Annotated in this window: 23 protein-coding genes; 9 read left to right on the top strand and 14 right to left on the bottom strand. The window is 41.2% G+C overall.

Annotation, left to right across the window (positions count from 1 at the left end):
* Positions 1-58 precede the first annotated feature (58 nt).
* A complete protein-coding gene (locus PQR79_RS12885; RefSeq protein WP_238106509.1) occupies positions 59-3,175 on the bottom strand; it encodes a CHASE domain-containing protein in 3,117 nt (1,038 codons plus the stop codon).
* 172 nt (positions 3,176-3,347) lie between these two features.
* On the opposite strand from PQR79_RS12885, the gene PQR79_RS12880 reads away from it, so the two are divergent.
* Both PQR79_RS12880 and PQR79_RS12875 read left to right on the top strand, forming a co-directional pair.
* A complete protein-coding gene (locus PQR79_RS12880; RefSeq protein ID WP_238106510.1) occupies positions 3,348-5,810 on the top strand; it encodes an EAL domain-containing protein in 2,463 nt (820 codons plus the stop codon).
* A 14-nt stretch (positions 5,811-5,824) separates the two neighbouring features.
* Complete coding sequence (locus PQR79_RS12875; RefSeq protein WP_238106511.1) at positions 5,825-8,938, top strand: ATP-binding protein; 3,114 nt, start codon at positions 5,825-5,827, stop codon at positions 8,936-8,938.
* Positions 8,939-10,608: 1,670 nt separating this feature from the next.
* Here the strand turns inward: PQR79_RS12875 and PQR79_RS12870 are convergent.
* The 13 genes from PQR79_RS12870 to PQR79_RS12810 form a co-directional block, all read right to left on the bottom strand.
* A complete protein-coding gene (locus tag PQR79_RS12870; RefSeq protein ID WP_238106512.1) occupies positions 10,609-10,860 on the bottom strand; it encodes a transposase in 252 nt (83 codons plus the stop codon).
* A gap of 19 nt (positions 10,861-10,879) precedes the next feature.
* Positions 10,880-11,032 carry a hypothetical protein gene (locus PQR79_RS12865; RefSeq protein ID WP_238106513.1) on the bottom strand — a complete coding sequence of 51 codons (153 nt, stop codon included), beginning with the start codon at positions 11,030-11,032 and terminating at the stop codon, positions 10,880-10,882.
* Positions 11,033-11,502: 470 nt separating this feature from the next.
* Positions 11,503-11,772 (bottom strand): HPr family phosphocarrier protein, encoded by a 270-nt coding sequence (locus tag PQR79_RS12860; protein ID WP_238106514.1) that lies wholly within the window; start codon positions 11,770-11,772, stop codon positions 11,503-11,505.
* Between the two features lie 21 nt (positions 11,773-11,793).
* Positions 11,794-12,657, bottom strand: coding sequence for an RNase adapter RapZ (gene rapZ, locus PQR79_RS12855; protein ID WP_238106515.1), 864 nt, complete (start codon positions 12,655-12,657; stop codon positions 11,794-11,796).
* Complete coding sequence (gene ptsN, locus PQR79_RS12850; RefSeq protein ID WP_188922373.1) at positions 12,654-13,097, bottom strand: PTS IIA-like nitrogen regulatory protein PtsN; 444 nt, start codon at positions 13,095-13,097, stop codon at positions 12,654-12,656. The genes rapZ and ptsN overlap by 4 nt, the downstream gene beginning before the upstream one ends.
* 2 nt (positions 13,098-13,099) lie before the next feature.
* The gene (hpf, locus tag PQR79_RS12845; protein ID WP_238106516.1) at positions 13,100-13,387 is read right to left on the bottom strand and encodes a ribosome hibernation promoting factor; all 288 of its coding nucleotides are present in this window, start codon (positions 13,385-13,387) and stop codon (positions 13,100-13,102) included.
* Between the two features lie 25 nt (positions 13,388-13,412).
* Positions 13,413-14,897, bottom strand: a complete 1,485-nt coding sequence (locus tag PQR79_RS12840) for an RNA polymerase factor sigma-54 (RefSeq protein WP_238106517.1) — start codon at positions 14,895-14,897, stop codon at positions 13,413-13,415.
* Positions 14,898-15,040: 143 nt separating this feature from the next.
* Entirely contained in the window at positions 15,041-15,772 is a 732-nt protein-coding gene (lptB, locus tag PQR79_RS12835) for an LPS export ABC transporter ATP-binding protein (RefSeq protein WP_238106518.1), read from the bottom strand.
* Complete coding sequence (gene lptA, locus PQR79_RS12830; RefSeq protein WP_238106519.1) at positions 15,769-16,350, bottom strand: lipopolysaccharide transport periplasmic protein LptA; 582 nt, start codon at positions 16,348-16,350, stop codon at positions 15,769-15,771. The genes lptB and lptA overlap by 4 nt, the downstream gene beginning before the upstream one ends.
* The gene (gene lptC / locus PQR79_RS12825) at positions 16,337-16,897 is read right to left on the bottom strand and encodes an LPS export ABC transporter periplasmic protein LptC (RefSeq protein WP_238106520.1); all 561 of its coding nucleotides are present in this window, start codon (positions 16,895-16,897) and stop codon (positions 16,337-16,339) included. The genes lptA and lptC overlap by 14 nt, the downstream gene beginning before the upstream one ends.
* Positions 16,894-17,451, bottom strand: a complete 558-nt coding sequence (kdsC, locus tag PQR79_RS12820) for a 3-deoxy-manno-octulosonate-8-phosphatase KdsC (protein WP_238106521.1) — start codon at positions 17,449-17,451, stop codon at positions 16,894-16,896. The genes lptC and kdsC overlap by 4 nt, the downstream gene beginning before the upstream one ends.
* 2 nt (positions 17,452-17,453) lie before the next feature.
* Complete coding sequence (locus tag PQR79_RS12815; protein WP_238106522.1) at positions 17,454-18,431, bottom strand: KpsF/GutQ family sugar-phosphate isomerase; 978 nt, start codon at positions 18,429-18,431, stop codon at positions 17,454-17,456.
* A 44-nt stretch (positions 18,432-18,475) separates the two neighbouring features.
* On the bottom strand, positions 18,476-19,438 hold the full coding sequence (locus PQR79_RS12810) for a calcium/sodium antiporter (RefSeq protein WP_238106523.1): 963 nt from the start codon (positions 19,436-19,438) through the stop codon (positions 18,476-18,478).
* Positions 19,439-19,626: 188 nt separating this feature from the next.
* Here PQR79_RS12810 and PQR79_RS12805 point away from each other — a divergent pair, with 188 nt between their 5' ends.
* From PQR79_RS12805 to murA, 7 genes are all read left to right on the top strand, one after another.
* Positions 19,627-20,451: an ATP-binding cassette domain-containing protein gene (locus tag PQR79_RS12805; RefSeq protein ID WP_372940526.1), complete on the top strand. Its 825-nt coding sequence runs from the start codon at positions 19,627-19,629 to the stop codon at positions 20,449-20,451.
* Positions 20,452-20,464: 13 nt separating this feature from the next.
* On the top strand, positions 20,465-21,223 hold the full coding sequence (gene mlaE, locus PQR79_RS12800; RefSeq protein WP_303648582.1) for a lipid asymmetry maintenance ABC transporter permease subunit MlaE: 759 nt from the start codon (positions 20,465-20,467) through the stop codon (positions 21,221-21,223).
* A gap of 41 nt (positions 21,224-21,264) precedes the next feature.
* Positions 21,265-21,738, top strand: coding sequence for an outer membrane lipid asymmetry maintenance protein MlaD (mlaD, locus tag PQR79_RS12795; protein WP_238106525.1), 474 nt, complete (start codon positions 21,265-21,267; stop codon positions 21,736-21,738).
* 79 nt (positions 21,739-21,817) lie between these two features.
* Positions 21,818-22,417: an MlaC/ttg2D family ABC transporter substrate-binding protein gene (locus PQR79_RS12790; RefSeq protein WP_238107185.1), complete on the top strand. Its 600-nt coding sequence runs from the start codon at positions 21,818-21,820 to the stop codon at positions 22,415-22,417.
* Complete coding sequence (locus PQR79_RS12785) at positions 22,414-22,713, top strand: STAS domain-containing protein (protein WP_188922397.1); 300 nt, start codon at positions 22,414-22,416, stop codon at positions 22,711-22,713. The genes PQR79_RS12790 and PQR79_RS12785 overlap by 4 nt, the downstream gene beginning before the upstream one ends.
* Positions 22,714-22,798: 85 nt before the next feature.
* Positions 22,799-23,050 (top strand): BolA family protein, encoded by a 252-nt coding sequence (locus PQR79_RS12780; protein ID WP_188922399.1) that lies wholly within the window; start codon positions 22,799-22,801, stop codon positions 23,048-23,050.
* Between the two features lie 15 nt (positions 23,051-23,065).
* Positions 23,066-24,325, top strand: coding sequence for a UDP-N-acetylglucosamine 1-carboxyvinyltransferase (gene murA / locus PQR79_RS12775; RefSeq protein WP_238106526.1), 1,260 nt, complete (start codon positions 23,066-23,068; stop codon positions 24,323-24,325).
* Positions 24,326-24,330 lie beyond the last annotated feature (5 nt).

Raw genomic sequence — 24,330 nt, 5'->3', positions numbered from 1 at the left:
TGTCGAGAGTTTTTTTTCGTCAATGTTTTTTTGGCAAGCTTGTTGTAATGATTTTAACTCAGCGATTCATGTGCTCAAGTAATAGAGGGTGAAGTGCCTTGAGAATGATTTCAGCTTGATGAAAATTTAATATTTTTATTTCAGACTCTAGCGCCAAATATTGTTCAGGTGCGATGGCATTTAATGTTGCTGAGACCTTGGCTAAGGTGTTTGATGCATTCATGTTAAAGGTATGGACTTCCTCACTTAGTATTTGAAATGTCGCTAAGCATTCGTCGGTCACTTTGGGGGCGTAACCTGTCTGTAATATGGGTTCTTTTGGCGGCAATTTGTTTTGTAATAGTTGCAATAAATTATGGGCAATAGGAAGCACTGAATTTGTTTGTTGAGTCAACTGCTCAATCATCACGTCTTTATTCAATATTGTGTCTGCTTTGATTATGTTTTCTTGTTGATTAGCAAACTGGGCAAGCGTATTAAAACCTAAGGTGGCCGCAGCGCTTTTTAACGTATGAAACATCAATTTTAGTCCAGGAACATCTTTCGTTTTTAGTGTCTCTATTGCTGCGTATTCATTCAGGTCATTAATCAATAGCTCCAACGCTTTAATATAGATTATTTTGTTATCGCTAAGACGAGTTAGGGCTTTAGCAAAGTCGATATGGTGTTTGTCGCAAAATGTTTCAAGCGTATTAGCCTGTGCTGCTGTTTTATTCTTTGGTGCACCTTCGGTTTGAGGTGTCAGGGTGGCTTTGGAAGCGCTAAGCTTTTTTGTTACAACGTTTTTTTTGTGTCTTAACTGAGAGGCAGCCATTATTTTTAAGTTTGACTGTGTATCTGTTGTTGCTGATATTCTTGGTGTCGTGCTTAATTTTGGGCTACTGAGCAACCCTAGTGAACGGTTTATTTGCTCACGGCTTGTCAGTTGTTGAGCTTCAATAAAAATGTATTCGGTATTATCACTGTTTATTAATCCCGCAGATATGTTGACGGGTAGAATCTCTTTTTGCGCAGTAACGAGTTGACATTTGAAACCATGGGGCTGACTGTGTAACAGTTTAAGTTTAGTGTCTATCCATGATTGCTCTGTATAAGAAGCCAGTAAGTTGTTGATATGTTTATTACTCATATCGTTAGCGCTATATCCTAATGCGTTATTGGCATATGGATTACTGCGGACAATGACCCCATCCGAGGTTAACCAAAGCAAAATGTTGTGAGAATATTCAACTGCTGCCGTGGTTAAGTTGAGTTGTTTTTGTAAGGCATTTTTTTCGGTTAAATCTTCTACCACAAAAACATACCTTGTCCTGCCTAAGTTACGCTCTTTCATCGCTGAAACGTGTAAGCTTACCTGTTTATAGTCGCCGTATTTTTGCTTTAATCGGCACGTAAAAGAAGGGTGTTGCTGCAGCTGTAATTGTTGCTCTATATAGTTGAATAGATCTTTATTTTTACAGTTAATCGGCTGTGTAAGACTCGTTTTTTCAGTGTTTAACACTAAGTCGTTATTATTGGGGACTACCTCGGTCATTAATTTTGTTACGTTTTTACCCAGTATTTCATCTGTGTTATAGCGCAATTGTTGCTCCGCACCCTTGCTGAAAAAGGTAATGACCCCTGTCGGGTCGGTCGCAATCACAACGACTTTGCTGCTATTGAGAATATTTTGTTGAAATAAGTTCGCCTGTTCGATTTCGATGGTATTTTCATCGACTTTGGTTTTAAGCTCAATATTGTGTTGCTGTAATTGAGTTTGTAGCGCTTTGAAATCAGATATGTCGTTAATGGTAAAGCTGGCACCTAAAAACAGATTGTCTTTTAGTAATGGCGTAATCGTTAATACCAGTGAGCGCGCCTCAGTGTCGCCAAGCGCTTGATGAGAAAATTCTATTTTACTGACTCGCTCACCTCGAGCGACTTTTTTAAAATAGGCAATCAGAGCATCGGTCGTAATACCATCATTTAAGTAGTTAATGATAGGCTGCTTTTCTGACACCGTTTTTTGCAGGTTAAAAATTGTTTCAGCAGATTGATTCCAGTTAAGAATAGTAAATGCACTGTCTACACCGATTAAACATTCTGATGAGTTTTCTATAAACGAAGACAAGGATATTTTTTGTCTTACGCTATCCATACTTCGTGTGATGTAGCGTAAAAACATGTGTAAAACAATAATGAGTAATACCGTGACGCTGAGGGTGATAAAAAAGACTTGCTGTGGGTTAGGTAAATGCAACGTTGAAAACCATTGTTTTGATGGTGTCAGCTGAACCGCCCATTGGCGCCCATAAACTTCAATGATTTTTTCAACAGTGTGTTTTTTTTCAAATAAGCGTTGCTCATTATTACTGTTGTGGGTATTTGAGGTGAAAAAAGGCACATGCTCAGTGGTGCTGATGTCATTAATAGTCAGGTTAAGATTGCTTTGTTGATCGGTTATTGTTTTTAAAATGTCATTAATGAGCAGCGGTGCATAAACCCAGCCGAGTAATTCTGTTGGCGTAACATTAGCCATGTTTCGGGTATCGTATATGGGCAGTAATAACAGAAATCCATGATTTATTTTACTGTCTGCTTGCACTAGGGTTATTGGCGCTGTCAGTACTGCTGCATTGGCCACCGCCGAAGACAATGCCGCTCTGCGACGATTAGGCTCTGAACCAATATCTAACCCTAAAGATTCAATGTTAGGTTGTTCTGGTTCAATGTATTTAACAATAAAAAGCGGATCTTGGTGGGCATTAAGTTGTTTTAGGCTAAAGGGGGGCTGACGATCTTGATTTGCCTGTTGCAAAAATATGTTTAACTGATTCTTTGGCGTAACACTGATCACGCCAAAACCACGTGCACCTGGAAACTCTCTTGGATAATCTCGGCTTTGAAAGTAAGCTAAATTTTGCTGATAATTAAAATGCTCAAAACCAGTGGTATTGATGGCGCCTCTTAATCCTTGTAAACCGTATTCAAATTTTTGAATACGGTCTTTAACCTCCAGACTAAACTGATTACTTTGCTGGGTTAAATTGGACTTAATCAGTGCGTCATTCTGTATCTCAATATTTTCCTTAAGAGTTACTGCGACGAATAATCCTGTTAATAACAGTATTATTGACGTAAAGTTTGCCCATTTATAGTTTTTGGTTTGTGCATGTTTTGTTAAACGATTAAGCATTCTGCTACCTGTAATGAACTTTCGCTATAAAAAAAGTGTTTACACAGCTAAACTTAGTTAACCTAACTGTTTTTTACTGATTCATACAATGTAAAAATCAGTAAAGTGAAAAAGTCCGCGACAAATATTCAGTGTAAATGGATGTTTTTTAAGAAAATGGAGTTAGCGTATCATGTTGTTATCGGGTTTAACTAATACCGTTTATCGTATATTGATTATTGACGATGATATTCAAAATATATTTGTTTTAGAAGATATTTTATCTCCTCTTGGCAATATATATTTTTCAGAATCAGGCAGTAATGCATTAGCGTTAGTCGATAAAATTAAACCAGACGTTATTTTGCTTGATATCGAAATGCCCGATATGGATGGCTGGCAAGTCTGCCGAGCCCTTAAAGCTGATCCTCGCTATAGTGATATCCCCATTATTTTTATTACAGGTCATACCGAACCTGAGTTTGAACGTTTGGCACTCGAAAGTGGTGGTGTGGATTTTATTACCAAACCATTTAATGCTTCTATTTGTTGTTTGCGTGTGCATACGCAACTTAAATTCAGGCAGCAAAATCATCTTATTGTTAAAGCGAAAGAAGAACTACAGCAATTAGTGAATCAAGTGCCGATGTTGATTACGTATTGGGATTCTTCAGGCAACAATTTATTCAGTAATGATTACTCTGGGATTTGGTTTGATACATTGGTCGGTCATATTGATGGTCAGCATATTTCGACTATCTTTCCTGCAGAGTTAAGCTCCGCCGTACTTAGACATCAAAAACAAACCACTTCTGAACCGTTGAAATATATCGTCACGGTCAAAAATCAGCTTGGTATGAGCTTTTACGAAGTCTTTCAGTCAAAAATGAAATCATCGGCAGGTGTTGATGGTTACTTAGTCACGGTTGTGGATGTGTCGGAGGTTAAGCATGCTAAACAGGCTTTGTATTCTGAAAAAGAACGCCTAAGAGTCACGCTTAACTCAATTGGCGATGCGGTAATTGCAACGGATACCAGAGGGTTAATCACCTTTATGAACCCCATTGCTGAGCGCATGACGGGCTGGCGGATTAAAGATGCTTTGCATCAAAAAATTGAAAGTGTTATGCAATTACGTGACTCTAATACGCGTCATACGCTTCTCAACCCTTTGTATATTGCATTAAGGGAGCAGCGTATTGTTGCAATGGCGTTAAATAGCCAATTAACGGCTCGAGGCGGACAAGTTTTTGCTGTTGAAGATTCGGCTGCACCTATTCGTAATGAAAATGGCGAAGTCATTGGTGCCATTATGGTGTTTCATGATGTCAGTGAAGCGATGGCTATGGCGATGAAAATGAGCCACCTTGCAAATCATGACCAATTGACGGATTTGCCTAACCGTATTTTATTACAAGACCGATTAAGTGTTGCCTGTTCAGCGGCTGAGTCATTTGGCAATAAGGCTGCGGCGCTATTGGTGGATATTGACCATTTTAAATATTTAAATGATTCGCTTGGGCATCAACTTGGCGATGAAATGATTTGTTTAATGGCCCAGCGGCTTCGTTCATTAATTCCACCGTCATACACCTTAGCTAGGTTGGGGGGCGATGAGTTTGTTATTTTAATGAGTGACGCACATTCTGTTGAAGCATCATCGGTGCTTGCGGCGAAATTGGTTGAAGCAATGCATGAGCCATTTATTTTAGCGGGCCAAAAATTTAGTGTATCGATCAGTGTCGGGATTAGTGTTTTTCCTAACGATGCTAAAGATGCTGAAGAATTGATGCGTCATGCCGATGTGGCGATGTATCGTGCTAAGCAAGAAGGGCGTAATCGCTTTAGCTTTTTTTCTCATGACTTGGAAAGTTCAATACGTGAGCGCCATCAACTGGAAACGTGTTTGCGCAATGCCATTAGTCATGATGAGTTATTTGTGCATTACCAGCCCAAAATAAATTTAGCCACCAATGAAATTGTAGGTGCTGAGGCACTTGTCAGGCTCGTTGATAGTGAAGGCGTCTTTATCTCACCGAATGAGTTTATTCCTTTAGCTGAAGAATCCGGTTTAATCATCAGACTGGGTAAACAGGTGTTATACAAAGCATGTGCAGAAGCAAAGTCTTGGCTGGATAAGGGATTTAATATTCCTATTTCGGTCAATGTTGCTGTGGCACAATTTGCAGACCCTCATTTTGCTAACATTATTGAGAAAGCGCTTCATGATTACCAATTGCCTGCAGAGTTACTTGAATTAGAAATCACTGAAACAGCGTTGATGATCGATGCGGCTGAAATGCAAACTAGGCTGTATCAGCTAAAGTCGTTAGGAATAAAAATTGCGATAGATGATTTTGGTACTGGTTATTCTAGTTTGGCTTATTTGAAAAAGTTTAATGTCGATGTGATGAAAATTGACATGTCCTTTGTTAAGGATATGCTAAATAACAAGCATGATTATGAAATCGTCAAAACTATTATTTCCCTTGGCCAATCTATGGGCTTATCGCTGATTGCCGAAGGTGTTGAAACTGAAGCACAGCGTCAAGCATTGCTTGAGCTCGATTGTTTAATGGGACAAGGGTATTTGTTTAGCCGACCGCTCAGTGCTAACGATTTTAATGACTTTATTTTACAGCATAAGGTTAATTGAGTTTAAGGGTAAATATGATTAACCAATGGTTTATTAGTGATAATAAGGCCAGATATAATACCTTGTCTTATTTAGGTTATTTTGCCATTGGATGTTGCTGCTTACTGTTTTTCTTGGTTTATTCTAGTTTTGCCAAACAAAATATTATTGAGAGTAATAAAAAAACCTTAGTGCAATTGAGCGACACTGCGGCACAAGAAATGAATAAGGTTTTTACGGGTTACGCCAATAAAGTGTTGTTTTTACATGCCACTCCTTCTGTTAATGGCCTAAGCCGTGCGCTGCAAAATAATGGCCTTGATCCTATTGATGCCACAACTTATCTGCAATGGCAGGGGCGACTGCAAGACATGTTCAGTGCCTTTATTAAAACCAATCCAGAAGTACGTCAAATTCGCTTTATTAGTCGTTTAAATAATGGTCGCGAGATTGTCAGGGTAGAACGCCGTAACGACAAGATTGTTGTAGTACCTGATGGCTTGTTACAAGAGAAGGGCACGAGTGACTATTTTTCTGAAATTTCTTACCTAAAGCCTGATGAAGATTATTTTTCAGACATTAGTTTAAATCGAGAGTATGGGGTAATTGAAACACCAATTTGGCCAACATTTAGAGTCGCGAAACCATTATTTGATCGTCAAGGTGTTTTTTTTGGCTTTGTCATTGTAAACATTGATGCCAGCTTTTTATTAGATCAATTACAACGCGATTTTAAGCATTCATTGTTTGAGTTAGCCATTTTAAATTCGAGTGGGCACTTTATTACCGCACCTAATCCAATCATCAGTTTTGGCTTTGATTTAAATATCCCTGATTCAACATGGCAATCACAAACACAGCAAGCTCCCTTACCCATAGATGGTGATATCCAACAAGTGAACTTGGGGGAGCAATCATTCTGGGCTATCGGTAAATCTTTTTCTTTATCCACACAAGAAGAGCGGCAATTAACCGTCATTGGTTTACTTCCCGCTCAAGCTGTTGATGCGTTATGGGTACAGCAACGTAACATGATGATGTTACTGATGCTGGTAATTTTTTTAGTGCTGGTGGCCGTTGTACTGACGTATCAAAAATACCTTAATAAAATAATGGGGCTCTATGACAATCAGTCGTTGTATCAAGCGATCGTTGCAGGGTCCTCTGATGCCATTGTGAGTATTGATCGCCATGGAATGATTTTGAGTTGGAATGAGTCTGCAACCTTTTTATTTGGTTTATCTGAAAAAGAAGCGCTAAAGACTAATTTATTGGACGTTGTTGATGAAATTGGTGAGCAAAAAATCTTAGATAAAGCCTTAATCAATTCAGTTTTTGATGTTAAAGAGCATACTGTTGTGACAATAGAGTCACCTTCTCAAGGTACTCAAAGCCAAACGTTGTCTGTTAATTTGTCGCCTGTTATCACGATGAATAATAAAAAAATTAACAGTATTTCAGCCATTATTCGTGATGTGACAGACTCGCGAAGAAGTGAGACTAAAATCCTTCAAATGAATGAGTCATTGGAGCAGCAGGTTATTCAGCGCACGCAAGAGTTAGAAGCGGCAACAACTGAGGCGATTTCTGCAAACCAATTAAAAAGTGAGTTTGTTGCCAATATTAGCCATGAGATCCGCACACCGTTAAATGGGATCGGGGGAATGGTTGAATTACTTAAGCGTGAGTATCTATCAGAGAAGCAACTGGGTTATTTAGCGATGGCCAAAAATAGCATTGCGACGTTAACGGTATTGATTAATGATCTGTTGGATCTGTCAAAAATTGAATCCGGTAATTTACAAGTCGAGTTAGACGGATTCGATTTACTCGAAAATGTATGTGGTGTCATTAATATGATGTCCATTAAGGCTGAAGAGAAAGGCCTTATTTTATTGCTTGATAGTGTCGAGCTAACACACCGTAAGTTAATCAGTGACCCTTATCGAATCAAACAAGTATTAGTGAATTTGATTGGTAATGCGATTAAGTTTTCATCCGAAGGCTATGTCATTGTTAAGGTCAGTACACGAGCAGATGAGTCGGATAATATTAATGTGGAGTTTTCGGTTACTGATAATGGCATTGGTATTTCTCAAGTACAGCAAAAAAAGCTTTTTAAGCCATTTATCCAAGCCAATGGTTCGATAACTCGTGACTTTGGTGGTACCGGTTTGGGCTTGTCTATTTCTAAACAATTGGTGACGTTATTAGGTGGTGATATTGGAGTGAGTAGTGTGCCTGAGCAAGGAAGCACATTCACCTTTAATATTTTTGCTAAATATAATCGCGATACCAGTCTAAAGCCGATTAATAATCCATTTAAAAATAAGTTGGTGCTGATATTTATTGACGACCTCTTAACCGCAAATATCATGCAAAAGCATTGCGAATCATGGGCTGCAGAAGTGGTAAGGATTAACACGCATCAAGCGTTGGCTGAGCAACCAAACTCTTCTTATCCTGATGCTGTGATTATTGATAATCACTTAGTGGTCAATGAAACCCAACAGTGGTTAATGCGCTACCAAGCTGAAAATGGCACATTACTATTAATAATGGACCGAGATGAGTTAGGTGTCGCTGTACCTGAACATGCTCTTTGTAAGCACATGATTGCGCCCGTATTGCCACTGCAGCTTATTGAAGCATATACAAAGACGATTAATGTTAACACTGCTCCATCAGATGAGAAACTGGCTAATGCGAGTCTTGCAAGCGCAACTAACGATAAAAAATACACTGTACTGGTTGTCGATGATAACCAAATCAATCGTATCGTGGCTGAGGGATTATTAGAAGAGTTACCTGTGACAGTTCATACCGCCAATAATGGCCAGGAGGCGATTACCTTTCTCAACAATATTGAGCATAGAAACCAGTTACATATGGTGTTAATGGATGGACAAATGCCTGTATTAGATGGTTATAAGGCAACTGAGCTAATTAGGCGTGGTGAGGCTGGAGAACTGATGGCAGATGTGACCATTATTGCGATGACCGCCGATGCCATGGAAGGTGACCGTGAGGCTTGCTTGAAAGTGGGAATGGATGACTTTATCTCTAAACCTATTGATAAAGGTGCTTTTTTACACAAAGTCATGTACTGGTTAGAGCAAAGCGAGCTAGAGGTTTCATCGCTGAGTTAATGGTTGTATTAGTAAAATGCCAATCCGCAATAGAATGTACTCTTTTACTGAACATTATCAGTGCGCTATTTGCGGCAGCCTTTAAGAGCCTATTTGAGAACATGTGCGTTCGGCAACTTCTACCTCCTGCATCCATGCAGTCGTCGACAACTGCTCCTGCGTTGTTCTACCTCCTGCATCCATGCAGTCGTACTTTAAGGTGGACTAACACAGAAGACCACACTGATAAATTACCTTTCTGGGCGGTGTCACAAGCCCCATTTCGGTTTCAAATGCCTTTTATTTAGATGGCTATAACTACAGTTATCTTCACTGTACTGGATCTCGCGACGCAGCCTAAAATAGATCACATTCTAATAAGGGTTAGTATAAGTTAAAGCCCCAAAGCATAGTTTGCTTTGGGGCTTTTGTTTGCATTGCATTTATTATTATTTTTAAGCGCTACCCTGCGCAGAGGTTATTTATACCTTCTTGCTTAAGCGGGGTATCCTTCTTTGAGGATTGATTCGCTTAAGCTCAATTCTGCCAACGGCAAGAATAAAAGTGACGTTATTGGATATAGAGTCTGGGGACCCAATAACGCCTGAACTGTTGCGTTAACCTGTCCATGGTTAACGGTGTATAAAGCGGCAAGGATGCAAGATGCGTTGCGCTTATTGTTTTTATTCGTTTGTTACTGTGCTTTAGCGTGCTGGGGGCTAGCTAAAACACGGTCAAACATCCTTGCCATAACTGAGGTGGTGACACTGACTGCGCCTATCCACCGAATAAAAGTGACGTTATTGGATATAGAGTCTGGGGACCCAATAACGCCTGAACTGTTACGTTAACCTGTCCATGGTTAACGGTGTATAAAGCGGCAAGGATGCAAGATGCGTTGCGCTTATTGTTTTTATTCGTTTGTTACTGTGCTTTAGCGTGCTGGGGGCTAGCTAAAACACGGTCAAACATCCTTGCCATAACTGAGGTGGTGACACTGACTGCGTCTATCCACCGAATAAAAGTGACGTTATTGGATATAGAGTCTGGGGACCCAATAACGCCTGAACTGTTACGTTAACCTGTCCATGGTTAACGGTGTATAAAACGGCAAGGATGCAAGATGCGTTGCGCTTATTGTTTTTATTTGTTTGTTACTGTGCTTTAGCGTGCTGGGGGCTAGCTAAAACACGGTCAAACATCCTTGCCATAACTGAGGTGGTGACACTGACTGCGTCTATCCACCGAATAAAAGTGACGTTATTGGATATAGAGTCTGGGGACCCAATAACGCCTGAACTGTTACGTTAACCTGTCCATGGTTAACGGTGTATAAAACGGCAAGGATGCAAGATGCGTTGCGCTTATTGTTTTTATTCGTTTGTTACTGTGCTTTAGCGTGCTGGGGACTAGCTAAAACACGGTCAAACATCCTTGCCATAACTGAGGTGGTGACACTGACTGCGCCTATCAGCCGAATAAAAGTGACGTTATTGGATATAGAGTCTGGGGACCCAATAACGCCTGAACTGTTACGTTAACCTGTCCATGGTTAACGGTGTATAAAACGGCAAGGATGTAAGATTTTGTGCGCTTATTATTAGTATGATTTTGTTGCTATTTGCTTGTGTAGCCAGTTTGCTGGGGAACTCACTGAAAACACGGTCATACACCCTTGCCAAAAACGCTTACTAACTTGCCATTGCTTGTAATTGCTGGCTTAACTGAGTAATTTTTTGTTGTAAATGTGCTATTTCTGACACGATTTCTCCACGGGTTTCACTTTTTCGGGTATCGCTTTGTTTTACCCATTTGTAAACCGTCTTTGCAGAAATGCCATATTGTTTAGCGACATCTGATAACAGGCGATTATGTACTTTTACTTCGTTAATCACCTGATGTTGAAAATCGATAGAATAGTGCCTGGCAGTTGAGATAGTCATGTCATTCATTCCTTATGAGTTATCTATATTTGCTTGAGCGAGATTCAACTTCATCCCACTGGCTGCAACCCAGATGTGCTAAGAAAAAAATGTTCTGGCGGTATTGTTCAACCAGTTTGTTCACCATGACATTTACTGATTTGATGTTATTACCTAGGTTCATTTTACTCATCACTATCTCCTACAACTGACAATGGACCGCTTAAAAAACAAACTACTACTTAGTAGGTATATTTCTCTATATGAAAAGTGTGTGCCAACTTTAAAATATTTTTTAAATTATTATTTATCAATGATTTATGTTTTTTGCAAACTTTTTGATAAATTGGGTCTTTTGTTGAATTGGTGCAATTGCACTAAATTGGGGAGTGGCTGCTTAGTTTCGCCGAAATGAATGAGTGCAGTATGAGTAAGGTTTATGGCAGTTGAAAGTCAGCTTAATGACAAAAATAAGGATTGGTATTATACCCATTCTTATTTCTGCAATGCGCCTCAAACTGGACAGTCTGAGTGGCTCTGATTGATCACATAATTAATGGAAATGGTATTAATCGACACAAATGTGATGACGATGTTTATCGAGCATTGGTATTGTGTATCGATGCAAACTCTATCGTGCTGGTAACAAGGGGGGCGTTTGTATCAGCAGCACTCATCAAACTTGGCGTTAATTAGATTGCATACGGCTTCTAAGGCAGCCTCTGCATCGGGGCCTTTAGCGGTCACCGTCATCATTTTTCCTATGCCGCTTTCAAGCATCAATAATCCGAGAACACTAGCTGCATTGGCTTGTTTTTCACCTTGTACAAGAGTGATTTCTGCATCAAAATCTGCAGCCAGAATAGCGAGTTTCGTTGCGGCTCGCGCGTGTAACCCTAACTTATTTGATATAGTCACTTGGCGTTTAAACATAATTAACGCTCCACACACTGATCATTGGTTGCTTTCTTTGATGTTAAGCTCTCTATGCCGAGCATTTACAGTGTGTTTGCTGCCTTGTCTAAAGCGCTTTGCGAGTTGGTCGGTAATGTACACCGAACGATGTTGCCCGCCAGTACATCCTATTGCAATAGTCAAGTAACTGCGGTTATTGCGTTCAAGATGTGGCATCCAAGTTTCGAATAAATTCTCTATCTGCCAAATAAACTTGTTCACCAAAGGTTGACGACCTAAAAACGCTTGTACGGGTTCGTCTAGCCCGGTGTAAGGCCTTAATTCAACTTCCCAGTGTGGGTTTGGTAAAAACCTCACATCAAACATAAAGTCGGCTTCGGTAGGCATACCGTGCTTAAACCCAAACGATTCAAAATTAATCACAAGTTCTTTATCGACACTGCCGAGTAATATTTGCCTAACTTGGTCACTGAGTTCGTAAATATTCAAGGCTGATGTGTCGATATAATGGTCGACAATTTTGGCGATAGGTTCTAATAAGCGGCCTTCTAGTTTTATTGCTTCTTGCAGTGAGATGTGATTTTTAGATAACGGGTGTAGTCGGCGGGTTTCGCTGTAGCGTTTAAGCAGAACTTTGTCGCTAGAATTTAAAAAGAAACTGGTTATTTCGGTGTCAGGCTCAAGGATTTGGAGTTGCTCTTGTAGCACTTTTCCTTGCTCGGCAATATTGCGCACATCAACACTAATGGCAACCAGGTCATTACTGCCTTTTAATTGCGCTAGCAACGTACCGATAAGTGCTAGGGGAAGGTTGTCTACACAATAGTAGCCTAAATCTTCTAGCACTCTAAGGGCGACTGATTTACCTGACCCTGAGCGTCCTGATACGATGACAAGCTTCATTGCGTAATTACCTGATAGAGTTCTGTAGAATCGTGAATTTTACGTAATTGCTTTAGCACTTGTTTATCACTGAGCTTTTGCGCCATAGATGACAGGGTGCTCAGATGTTGTTGGCATTGATCGGCAGGCACTAACAACGCAAATAAGATATCGACGGGTTGTTTATCTATAGCGTCAAAAGGAATGGCTTCTTCGCATTTTACAAAAATAGCAATAGGGTGATCGATTGTGGTCAATCGGCCATGAGGTATCGCAATACCATTTCCTATACCTGTGCTCCCCATTTTCTCTCGTGCAAGCAGGCTTTCAAATACCTCTTGTGAAGATAGGGTTGGGTACTGGGCAGCAACTAAGTCGCTGATGAGTTCCAGTACCTTTTTCTTACTGCCCGGTGTGGCACAGGTAGTGCATTCCGGCTGCAGGATGGTACAAAGTTCCATCGTTAGTGTTTTGTATACTTCTCTTTGTGTTTAATTACCTGACGGTCTAGTTTATCTATCAGGGCGTCTATTGCTGCATACATGTCTGTGTTTTCAGACATGGCGAAAATTTCTCTGCCATTGAGGCTAATTTTGGCTTCTGCTTTTTGCTGTAATTTTTCAACATTGAGTACAACGTGAACATTATTGATCTGATCGAAGTGTCGTTCAAGCTTAGAAAATTTCTCGTGAACGTATTCACGCAAAGATTCTGTAATTTCAACATGGTGCCCAGATAGATTGATGTGCATTACATTTCCTCCATTGTTGAGTAAATTATAAACTCTTACGTTGGTTCGAGGGCGGTATCATCATTGCCTCACGGTATTTTGCAATCGTACGACGAGCAACATTGATCCCTTGTTCTGCCAAAAGTTGAGCCATTTTACTGTCGCTCAGTGGCTTTTTCTGGTTTTCAGCAGCGACCAGCTTTTTAATAAAAGCACGGATTGCTGTTGATGAGCATTCTCCGCCATCATCAGTACTGACATGGCTGGAGAAAAAGTATTTTAGTTCAAATAACCCTCGTGGGGTGTGCATGTATTTTTGTGTTGTTACCCGTGAAATGGTCGATTCGTGCATTTCGACGGCTTCAGCAATGTCATTCAATACCATGGGCTTCATGGCTTCTTCACCGTATTCAAAAAAGCCTTGTTGAAATTGCACAATGCAATTAGCTACTTTTAATAGGGTGTCGTTACGACTTTCAAGGCTTTTTATAAACCATTTTGCTTCTTGTAAATGACCACGAATAAATTGGGTATCCGACGGGTTTTTGCTGCTACGCGCCATGGCTGCGTATTGTTGATTAACCCCAATTTTTGGCATATTGTCTGGATTCAATTCAACCACCCAGCGGCCATTTTTTTTCAGCACGGTCACATCAGGAATAACGTATTCGTCGTCTGTTGCGGTGATTAACAATCCTGGGCGCGGATTGAGTGACTGGATCAAGCCTATCGCATCGCGTAGCTCATCTTCTTTAAGACGGGTTTTACGCATTAATAATCTAAAGTCACGGCCAGCAATCAAATCTAAATAGTCTTTGATCAAAATACGTGCGTTTTCAATATGAGGCGTATCATTGGCGTATTGCGCTAATTGGATTAATAGGCACTCGCTTAAGTTACGTGCGGCAACGCCAACAGGATCAAAGTGCTGAATACGCTTTAGTACGGCTTCAACTTCGTCTAACTCAACGTTTTCATCACCCATCGCTTCCAAGATTTCTTCAGTGCTTTGCGTTAAGTAACCTCGCTCATCAATGGCGTCGATAATGGCTGTCGCAATCGCTAAATCGGTGTCAGAAAATGGCGTAAGGTTCTTTTGCCATTCTAAGTGCTCATATAATCCTTCAGTGGTTTCGCCTTGAAAAGGCATGTCATCATCGCGCATGCTCGCGCTGCCTGAGCCTGACATCGGTGATGCGGTATAAACCTCATCCCAGGTAGTATCCATGGGTAAGTCGTCCATGGTTTCTTTGGTCATTGACTCTGTTGTGTCGACAGAGGAGGTATCTTTTTCAACACTTATGGTGCTATTTTCGCTGAAATCGGTGTCTGATTGATCGTGATTTTCTTTTACAGGATCTTTGGCTTGAGAAAACTCATCTTCTATTTCAAGTAATGGGTTTGAGTCCAATGCTTGTTGGATTTCTTGCTGTAGCTCCAATGAAGATAATTGCAATAAGCGGATGGCTTGCTGCAATTGTGGGGTCATAGTGAGATGCTGACCCATTTTAAGTTGGAGTGACGCTTTCATTTACCGCTTATCCCCAGATGATTTTCATAAAGATGACAATCTTGAAAACTGTAATAGATTGCCACGTAAGTCAATGATGTTTAACGCTGTTTAGGTATCGTTCAATGAGATGAATTAGATAGGCTAAAAGGCTTATAACCTAACTATAGCTTGAATTGTTCACCTAAGTACACTGCCCGAACTTGTTGATTGCTCAAGATCTCGTCTGGTGTACCTTCGGCAATTAAATTACCTTGGCTTACAATATAAGCGCGTTCACATACGTCGAGTGTTTCGCGTACGTTATGGTCAGTAATTAATACACCTAAACCACGACTTTTCAGTTGTTGAATAATCTTTTTGATGTCGATGACCGAAATGGGGTCAACACCTGCAAAAGGTTCGTCGAGTAAAATAAATTTTGGGTTTGCCGCCAACGCGCGTGCAATTTCAACTCGACGACGTTCACCCCCCGACAAAGACATGCCTTGGCTATCGCGAATGTGAGTAATATGAAACTCTTCAAGCAAGTGCTCAAGTTGTTCAATCCGTTGGTCTGTGTTCAGCTCTTTGCGGGTTTGTAATACCGCCATGATATTGTCATGCACTGTCAGCTTGCGGAAAATACTGGCTTCTTGAGGTAAGTAGCCAATGCCTTTGCGAGCCCTAAGGTGCATAGGATCAGATGTGAGGTCGTCTTTATCAATTAAAATACGGCCTTTGTCACTTTTTACTAGGCCAACAACCATATAAAACGTGGTGGTTTTACCGGCGCCGTTAGGGCCAAGTAAACCCACAATTTGCCCGGTTTTAACCGTTAAGCTTACATCTTTAACAACTTGACGAGCTTTGTAGCTTTTGGCTAGGTTTTCAGCCGTTAACGTAATTTGTGTCATGGTTTGATCTGCTTGTTGACTGGGATCTCAGGCAGCTTTTGTTTTGGTGCTGACTCGTTTTGGAAATTATCAGGCTGGATAATGGTAATGACCCTGTCTTGACCTGTACCTGTGCTTTCGGCCACTAATTCTTGAGCGGTAATGTTGTACTTAATACGATTTCCCGTCACTTGGCTACCTGCTTGATTAAGCTTAGCATTTCCTGACAAGGTTAATGTTGTCGTGGCGAGATCGTAAGTGATTTCATTAGCACTTGCAGTACCGATATTGCCATCGTCTAATTCTTGAGAGAAAGTGGCTGGTTTTCCTGTTGCGATGAGTCTTTTTGAGGTGGTGTTTTCTGGCGTGAAGGCGCGTAGTTCGTCGGCATTAATATTAATAGTGCCTTGCACAATAGTCACAGGACCATTAAAAATAATTTGATTGTTTTTGATGTCAGCAGACTGGCTTACAGAGGATATTTTTAATTCTTGTTTAAGATCACCTTGCTTTGCCATTGCAGGGATGCTCAGCATGCAAACTAAGCCGCTAAATAATAGCGCGGCTTGGGCGCGAGAGTAACGATTATTGTGGCTCATATGTTCCTTCTACTTTACTTAGTAGCGATAATTTTTGGGCATTCAAGTCAGCATGCAAGCCTAAACCTTGAATCATAAACCCTTTGCCTTCGATATACACCATCTCTTCTGAGCTGCCTATCATGGTGGACAGATCTAATGTGACCGTTTGTGTGCTGAGCGACTGTAAAGGCTCTTCAATATCAATGGCATCAATAATAACATTATTTTCTAAGATGACTTTATTGGTCTGTTTATTTAATTGACCTCTGTCGGCACTTAGTTGCCACTGAGCTTTGCCGTTTTCCGGATAAATTAAATATACAGGCTCAGTAAAGTGAGTGATATCACTCGAAGCATAATGTTCCATGTGTTTTGCGGTGACTTTACTGGCAATTAACCCTTCTTTGTTAAATTCAATTGTACGTAGGTTGTCTGCAATAAAGTCAGGTCGTTCGACCCCGACGATTTTAATCGCATCCATTTCGCTACGCTTCACTTGGGCTTGCCAATACAACACAAAGGCAAGTCCAAAAAAAGCTGTAATCCCTATGGTAACTCTGTTCATATACTCATACCGTGGGCACGGGTAAACTTATCTTGGCTTAATAATAATAAGTCTGTGAGTTCACGAAGCGCACCATGACCGCCATTGATACTGGTAGTCATATGGCAATGTTGCTTTACAAACGGATGACCATCTGCAACACACACAGCTAAACCCACTACTTTCATTACAGGTAAATCGACCATGTCATCTCCAATGTAGGCCACTTCGTCAGCAGTCACATTATAGAGCGAAAGTAACTGCTCAAATGGTTCAAATTTATTGTCGATACCTTGATAAATATGTTTAACCCCAAGTGCCGTCATGCGGGTTTCAACAATTTTTGATTTACGGCCTGTAATCACGGCAACATGTATACCACTGGTTAATACTGAACGTACACCATAGCCATCACGAGTGTGAAATGCTTTTAGTTCTTCGCCAGCATTGCTTAAGTAAATACGGCCGTCAGAAAAGACGCCGTCAACATCGCAAATGAGCAGTTTAATTTTTTTAGCCCGTTGCCAAATGTTGTCGCTGACCGGGCCGTAAAAGCCTTGATGTGTATCTGACATGGTTAAATGACTCCTGCTTTAACCATATCGAGCATATTTAATGCGCCGATCGGTTGATGATGTTGGTTAACGACAATCAGACCGTTAATGTTTTTCTCTTCCATGATTTGTAATGCTTTTGCTGCCAAAATACCGCTTGGGCTGGTGACACAATTTTGTGTCATTACTTGGGCTATTGATGTGGTGCGTAAGTTCACTTCTGCATCAATAATACGGCGTAAATCACCGTCAGTAAAAATGCCCACTAGAGTATTGGCTTTGTCGACAACGGCGGTCATGCCTAGGCCTTTCTTCGATATTTCGTAGAGGGCTTCTGTGATGCAAATGTCATCACTTACACTCGGTAAATTGTCACCCTGGTGCATGATATCTTCTACTTTTAACAACAGTTTACGACCTAAAGATCCGCCAGGGTGAGATAAGGCAAAATCATCACGAGTAAAGCCTTTTGCTTGCAGTAATGCGATAGCTAATGCATCACCCATTGCAAGGGTGGCCGTTGTGCTTGATGTTGGAGCTAAACCGAGCGGGCAGGCTTCTTCTTGTACTTGGATACAAAGATGAATTTTAGCGAGTCGAGCCATGTTTGATTCTGGCTTACCGGTAACTGAAATCACCGGTACCCCCATGCGCTGAATCACAGGTAATAAGGTTAAAATTTCACTTGATTCGCCTGAGTTTGAAATCGCAAGTACGATATCATTTTTGTCTAAAGCGCCTAAGTCGCCGTGACTGGCTTCTCCTGGGTGTACAAAAAAAGCTGGCGTGCCGGTACTTGCAAAGGTTGCAGAGATTTTATTGCCAATGTGGCCTGACTTTCCCATACCCATGACAATGACTTTGCCTTTACACTGCATGATTAACTCGCAGGCTTGGCCAAATTCAACGGAGTCAACGTATTGATATAAATGATCTAATGCCGCTTTTTCGATATCTATAACTTTGCGGCCCCATTGGCGAAATTGAGTTTGATCTACCATGAGTGTCTCTCTTTTAGCTTAAGACTTTACCTTTTTGCTCCAACCTAATGAGATTGAAATACAATAATTTGGTACGCAATAAAGGTGATTAATAACAGGGCGCCATGCCAACGAGTCAGTTGTTTTTTAGCACCACTAGATAACACTAAAACAGCCAGTGCAGCACTTGTTCCTAATACCATGTAGAAATCTCTACCGCTGGCTTGTGCATCGATTACACCTGGGGCAATCAATGCCGGTATAGCGAGTACCGCTAAAATATTAAATAAGTTTGAACCAACGATATTCCCAATCGCTAAATCATCTTCTTTTTTTAATACTCCAGCAATGCAAGCTGCCAACTCGGGTAAGCTTGTACCAACCGCAATAATAGTCAGTCCAATGACTAAATCAGATAATCCATAAAATTTTGCAATCCCTACTGCGCCGTCAACCATCCAACCCGCTGATAGAGGAAGTAATATAATACCAACTAGCAGCCAAATGATAGCACGAAAGGTTGGGACGTTTTTAGGGATCTCAGACTCAAGGTCTGCATCTAGGGTATCAGCCGCTTTATTGCTCGTGGCTTGCCAAATGAAAAAGCCCATTAAGCCAAAGAATAAGATGCTTAACATAATGCCTTCGGCACGGGTTAGCAGGCCGTCATGTAATGTGTAGCCAGCGAATACCGTTGCAGCCAACATGAGGGGAATTTCACGCTTTAAGGTTTTTGACCCTACGCTAATCGCACCGAGTAATGCGGTTAATCCTAAAATTAAGGTAATGTTAGCAATGTTTGAACCTAAAACGTTGCCAACTGCGGTGTCGCGCATGCCATCCATTGAGGCGCTAGCGGCAACAAACATTTCCGGGGCTGAACTGCCCATGGCTACAATGGTGAGTCCAATGAGCATTGGCGGTAAGCCTAAATTTCGTGCAAATGCTGCCGCGCCGTATACAAATCTATCCGCACTCCACACTAAAACAGCAAGACCTACAATTAGCATTAGGATATTAACTAGCATGTGATTCCCATGGTGGTAAATAATTAGCGGGCATTTTCGCTGGATTTTCACTAAATTGAAAGCATTGTGCGCTAATTGTATTAACAATGAGCTTTGGTTATATGGATATAGTTGTCGCTTAACGGACAATTACAGTACAATTTGCGCTTCATCTTTTTTTAAGGAAGGTTGTGATCTCCTCAACTCCGATGCCTGATATGAGTAAATCAAATAACTCCCCTTTGGTCGAGATTAAACATTTGGCTTTTAGTCATGGTTCTCGAGTGATTTATAAAGATATTTCGTTAACGATACCTAAAGGTAAAGTGACCGCTATTATGGGCCCTAGCGGTATAGGTAAAACGACTTTATTGAAATTGATTGGTGGGCAACTTACCCCCAATAGTGGCCAAATTTTATTTGATGGTCATGATGTACATCAATTAAAGCGTGAAGAGTTATTTGAGTTACGTAAACGCATGAGCATGCTTTTTCAAAGTGGCGCCATGTTTACCGATTTAAATGTATTCGATAATGTCGCGTTTGCATTACGAGAGCATTCAGGACTACCTGAAGAGATTATTCGTTCAATTGTGCTAATGAAATTACAAGCGGTGGGGCTTCGCGGGGCAGCTTATTTGATGCCTAACGAACTTTCTGGTGGGATGCAGCGCCGTGCTGCACTTGCCCGAGCGATTGCGCTTGAACCTGAAATGATTTTGTACGATGAACCTTTTGCGGGTCAGGATCCTATTTCAATGGGGATGCTCGTAAAATTAATTCGTGAATTATCAGATACGCTTAAACTGACTTCAGTTGTGGTGTCTCACGACGTAGATGAAGTGCTGGGTATTGCAGATTATGTGTATGTGATTGCAGAAAAGAAAGTGATTGCACATGGAACGCCAGAGCAATTGCGCTTGTCTGATAACCCGCAATTAATTCAGTTTATCCAAGGCGCGCCAGATGGTCCTGTACCATTTCATTATCCTGCCGAGGATTATCAAGAGGAGTTATTGCGTGGGCATAATTGATAATATTGCCGACATGGGCAAATATGCGTTAAAAATGATCTCGGGATTAGGCCGAGCAGGTTTAATGTTGTGGGGCGCTGTGGTTCGCGTACCCAATGTGAGAAAAGGTTTACCACTACTAACCAAGCAAATATATGTGCTGGGTGTGCGCTCTATGGTGATTATCCTGGTATCGGGATTGTTTATCGGTATGGTGTTAGCGTTGCAGGGCTACAATATTCTTGTTGGCTTTGGTACGGAAGAAAGTTTGGGACCCATGGTGGCGCTTAGCTTGTTACGTGAACTGGGGCCTGTGGTCGCCGCATTGCTGTTTGCTGGCCGAGCAGGCTCTGCACTAACGGCAGAAATTGGGTTAATGAAATCGACTGAACAGTTATCCAGTTTAGAGATGATGGCCATTGACCCATTACGACAAATCATTGCCCCTCGTTTTTGGGCTGGGGTGATCAGTATGCCTCTGCTGGCTTTGATGTTCAGTTTAGTGGGCATTATGGGCGGTCATCTGGTAGGTGTTGAATGGAAAGGCATTGATAGCGGTGCATTTTGGTCTATTCTTCAAGCATCAGTTGAGTGGGAACAGGATATTGTTAACAGCTTGATTAAGAGTGTTATTTTTGGTGTGGTGGTCACTTGGATAGCCTTGTATAGAGGATACGAAGTACAACCTAACCCTGAGGGTATTAGCCGAGCGACAACTTCAACGGTTGTGCAGGCCAGTTTAGCTGTTTTAGCGCTGGACTTTTTGCTTACGGCAATCATGTTCGGAAATTAAGATTTTTTCATTGTTTAGTTTAATTGAAGTGGTTTAAGAGTATGTTGACACGGAAAATTGAGTTACTAGTAGGCGTGTTTTTATTGTCAGGTTTATTGGCCTTTTGTGCATTGGTATTTAATGTTGCCAATGTGGAAGTAAAGTCTAATGATCAAACTTACACATTGGTTGCCGAATTTAATAATATCGGTGGGTTAAAGGTACGTTCACCGGTAAAAGTGGGTGGGGTGGTTGTTGGCCGTGTGACAGACATTACCCTTGATACTCGTAAACTTATCCCTGTGGTGACGTTAACGATGGACAAGCGCTATGATGAATTTCCAGAAACCAGCAGTTTAGCTATTTTGACTTCAGGTTTATTAGGTGAGCAATTTATTGGCCTAACTCCAGGCTTTATGGACGATGATATTGCTATGCTTACCGATGGCGACAAAGTTCACGACACCCGTGGTGCATTGATTCTTGAAGATTTAATTGGTCAACTTTTATACAGTATGTCGTCTAAAGACAATTAGGAGCTCTATAATGAAGGCACTTTTTAATCGTGTAATAGCTGTATGTTTGATTGCTAGTGCGGCACTTAGCTCTGGCGTGATGGCGGCTAATGACGAGATTAACCTTAATGACCCATATGAAATGATCAAACAAGTCGCAAACAAGACATTTGATCGTTTTAAGCAAGATAGAGCGTTAATCGATAACGATTTAAGTCATTTAAAAGTGATAGTAAACGAAGAATTAATGCCATACGTTGATTATAAATATGCAGCATACAAAGTGATGGGGCAGTATTTACGTGACACTACACCCGATCAACGTGATCGTTTTGTAGAAGCATTTGAAGGCTACTTAGTGGCAACATATGCTCAAGCGTTAACAGAATACACAGATCAGTCTGTTGAGTTTGATCCTGCTAGTGATTTTAGTGATGAAAAAATTGTTGAAATTAACGTGCAAATTATTGAAAAAGGCCGGCCACCAATCAAAATTCAATTTAAAGCTCGTCGTTTAAAAGACAATACTTGGAAAGCATTCGATCTGGTTGCTGAAGGCGTGAGCTTATTAGCTTCGAAACAGTCTGAGATTTCTAACTTGATCCGTCAACAAGGTATTGAAGCCGTGATTTCAATGTTGAACGACAAAACCAAGCAAAAAATCGATCGTCAACCAACCAAAGAAGCTGCTGCAGCGTGATTAACTTTAATCAACAAGAGCAGCAGTGCTTCGTTAGCGGACGCTTAACTCAGGTTGAAGTAAAACAATTATGGCCTAAACGCCAACAGTTGTTTACTGATACAACCCAAGTGATAGACTTGTCCGCCCTAGAATATGTAGACAGTGCTGGTGTAGCGTTATTATTGGCATTGGTTCGATTAACTCATTCTGGCAGTAAAAAAGACAGCGCATCGCGACAGCTGGTTAACCCTAGCGAGCAGCTCAAAAAAATGATTGAGCTATACGACTTAGACGCTTTCTTTAGTCAGACATAGTTGTAACCGTTTTCGTTTTATAAATACGGGTTTATAAATACCTGTTTTATAAGCATCAGATTGACAAGTAAAGGTAATAGATTTCATGGATTGCAAGGTTATTGAACAAATGTTGACAGATGCTCTGTCATTAACAGAAGCCCATGTGACTTCAGATGGCAGCCATTATAAAGTGGTTGCAGTTGGAGAGTGCTTTGATGGCATGAGCCGAGTAAAGCAACAACAAGCTATTTATGCTCCGCTTTCAGAGCAAATTGCCAGTGGTGAATTACACGCGCTAACCATCAAAACATTTACGCCTACCCAGTGGAAGCGTGAAAAACTTTTTAATATGTAAGTACTGAGATTCACTGTGGATAAATTAACAATTAAAGCCAGCAAACCGCTTGCTGGTGAAGTCGTGATCTCGGGTGCTAAAAATGCGGCACTGCCTATTTTAATGGCAGGCGTATTAGCCGAAACAGATTTTATCGTCTCAAACGTGCCTAACTTACGTGACGTTAACACCAGTTGCGAGTTGCTTCGTTGTTTAGGCGCCGAGGTTGAGCAGTTAGAGGGAAGCCGGGTTCGTATTTCAACGACTCATTTAAATGAATATTGTGCGCCCTATGACCTAGTCAAAACCATGCGTGCGTCAATTTTGATCCTGGGTCCATTGCTGGCGCGCTATGGTACTGCTGATGTGTCTTTACCGGGTGGTTGTGCGATTGGTGCTCGCCCTGTTAATTTACACTTGCACGGTTTAGAGCTTATGGGCGCAAAAATCGAAGTGAAAGAGGGCTACATTAAAGCGCGTGTTGATGGTCGTCTTCAAGGTGCACATATCTTTATGGATATGGTCAGTGTTGGCGCCACAGAAAACCTATTAATGGCTGCATCACTTGCTGACGGTACCACGGTTATCGAAAATGCCGCACGTGAACCTGAAGTTACCGATTTAGCGAATTGCTTAGTCGCAATGGGCGCTAAAATTTCAGGTATTGGTACCGCAACATTAACCATTGAAGGTGTTGAGCGTTTGTCGGGTTGCGAATACCGTGTTATGCCAGACCGTATTGAAACAGGTTCGTTCCTTGTTGCAGCAGCAGTCACGCGTGGCAAAATTCGTTGTTTGTCTGCCGACCCTAGTGCGCTTGAAGCTGTATTACTCAAGCTTGAAGATGCTGGCGCGACAATCACAACGGGGGAAGACTGGATTGACCTTGATATGCAAGGGCAACGACCTAAGGCCGTTAACATCAAAACTGCACCATATCCGGCATTTCCTACCGATATGCAAGCCCAGTTTTGTGTATTAAACGCGCTTGCAGAAGGTACTGGCCGAGTCACTGAAACCATCTTTGAAAATCGCTTTATGCATGTGCCAGAAATGAGCCGCATGGGCGCAGACATCGAACTCGAAGGTAATACGTGTATTATTCACGGTATTGAGCGTTTAAATGGTGCTCAAGTGATGGCAACAGATTTACGTGCATCAGCAAGCTTAGTGATTGCGGGCTTAATGGCAGACGGCATCACGACCGTTGATCGTATTTATCATTTAGACCGTGGCTATGAACACATTGAAGCTAAGTTTCAAGGTTTAGGGGCAGAAGTGGTACGCGTTAAATAGCGTTC

The sequence above is a fragment of the Shewanella metallivivens genome (assembly GCF_028750675.1).
In the GTDB taxonomy this organism is placed as follows: Bacteria; Pseudomonadota; Gammaproteobacteria; order Enterobacterales; family Shewanellaceae; genus Shewanella; species Shewanella metallivivens.
This window is presented reverse-complemented; position numbering and strand designations above follow the sequence as displayed.

Excerpts from the sequence above, each read along its gene's own strand:
- PQR79_RS12885 (WP_238106509.1), bottom strand. The coding sequence starts at position 3,175 with ATGCTTAATCGTTTAACAAAACATGCACAAACCAAAAACTATAAATGG.
- PQR79_RS12880 (WP_238106510.1), top strand. The coding sequence starts at position 3,348 with ATGTTGTTATCGGGTTTAACTAATACCGTTTATCGTATATTGATTATT.
- PQR79_RS12875 (WP_238106511.1), top strand. The coding sequence starts at position 5,825 with ATGATTAACCAATGGTTTATTAGTGATAATAAGGCCAGATATAATACC.
- PQR79_RS12870 (WP_238106512.1), bottom strand. The coding sequence starts at position 10,860 with ATGACTATCTCAACTGCCAGGCACTATTCTATCGATTTTCAACATCAG.
- PQR79_RS12865 (WP_238106513.1), bottom strand. The coding sequence starts at position 11,032 with ATGAGTAAAATGAACCTAGGTAATAACATCAAATCAGTAAATGTCATG.
- PQR79_RS12860 (WP_238106514.1), bottom strand. The coding sequence starts at position 11,772 with ATGTTTAAACGCCAAGTGACTATATCAAATAAGTTAGGGTTACACGCG.
- rapZ (WP_238106515.1), bottom strand. The coding sequence starts at position 12,657 with ATGAAGCTTGTCATCGTATCAGGACGCTCAGGGTCAGGTAAATCAGTC.
- ptsN (WP_188922373.1), bottom strand. The coding sequence starts at position 13,097 with ATGGAACTTTGTACCATCCTGCAGCCGGAATGCACTACCTGTGCCACA.
- hpf (WP_238106516.1), bottom strand. The coding sequence starts at position 13,387 with ATGCACATCAATCTATCTGGGCACCATGTTGAAATTACAGAATCTTTG.
- PQR79_RS12840 (WP_238106517.1), bottom strand. The coding sequence starts at position 14,897 with ATGAAAGCGTCACTCCAACTTAAAATGGGTCAGCATCTCACTATGACC.
- lptB (WP_238106518.1), bottom strand. The coding sequence starts at position 15,772 with ATGACACAAATTACGTTAACGGCTGAAAACCTAGCCAAAAGCTACAAA.
- lptA (WP_238106519.1), bottom strand. The coding sequence starts at position 16,350 with ATGAGCCACAATAATCGTTACTCTCGCGCCCAAGCCGCGCTATTATTT.
- lptC (WP_238106520.1), bottom strand. The coding sequence starts at position 16,897 with ATGAACAGAGTTACCATAGGGATTACAGCTTTTTTTGGACTTGCCTTT.
- kdsC (WP_238106521.1), bottom strand. The coding sequence starts at position 17,451 with ATGTCAGATACACATCAAGGCTTTTACGGCCCGGTCAGCGACAACATT.
- PQR79_RS12815 (WP_238106522.1), bottom strand. The coding sequence starts at position 18,431 with ATGGTAGATCAAACTCAATTTCGCCAATGGGGCCGCAAAGTTATAGAT.
- PQR79_RS12810 (WP_238106523.1), bottom strand. The coding sequence starts at position 19,438 with ATGCTAGTTAATATCCTAATGCTAATTGTAGGTCTTGCTGTTTTAGTG.
- PQR79_RS12805 (WP_372940526.1), top strand. The coding sequence starts at position 19,627 with ATGCCTGATATGAGTAAATCAAATAACTCCCCTTTGGTCGAGATTAAA.
- mlaE (WP_303648582.1), top strand. The coding sequence starts at position 20,465 with ATGGGCAAATATGCGTTAAAAATGATCTCGGGATTAGGCCGAGCAGGT.
- mlaD (WP_238106525.1), top strand. The coding sequence starts at position 21,265 with ATGTTGACACGGAAAATTGAGTTACTAGTAGGCGTGTTTTTATTGTCA.
- PQR79_RS12790 (WP_238107185.1), top strand. The coding sequence starts at position 21,818 with ATGGCGGCTAATGACGAGATTAACCTTAATGACCCATATGAAATGATC.
- PQR79_RS12780 (WP_188922399.1), top strand. The coding sequence starts at position 22,799 with ATGGATTGCAAGGTTATTGAACAAATGTTGACAGATGCTCTGTCATTA.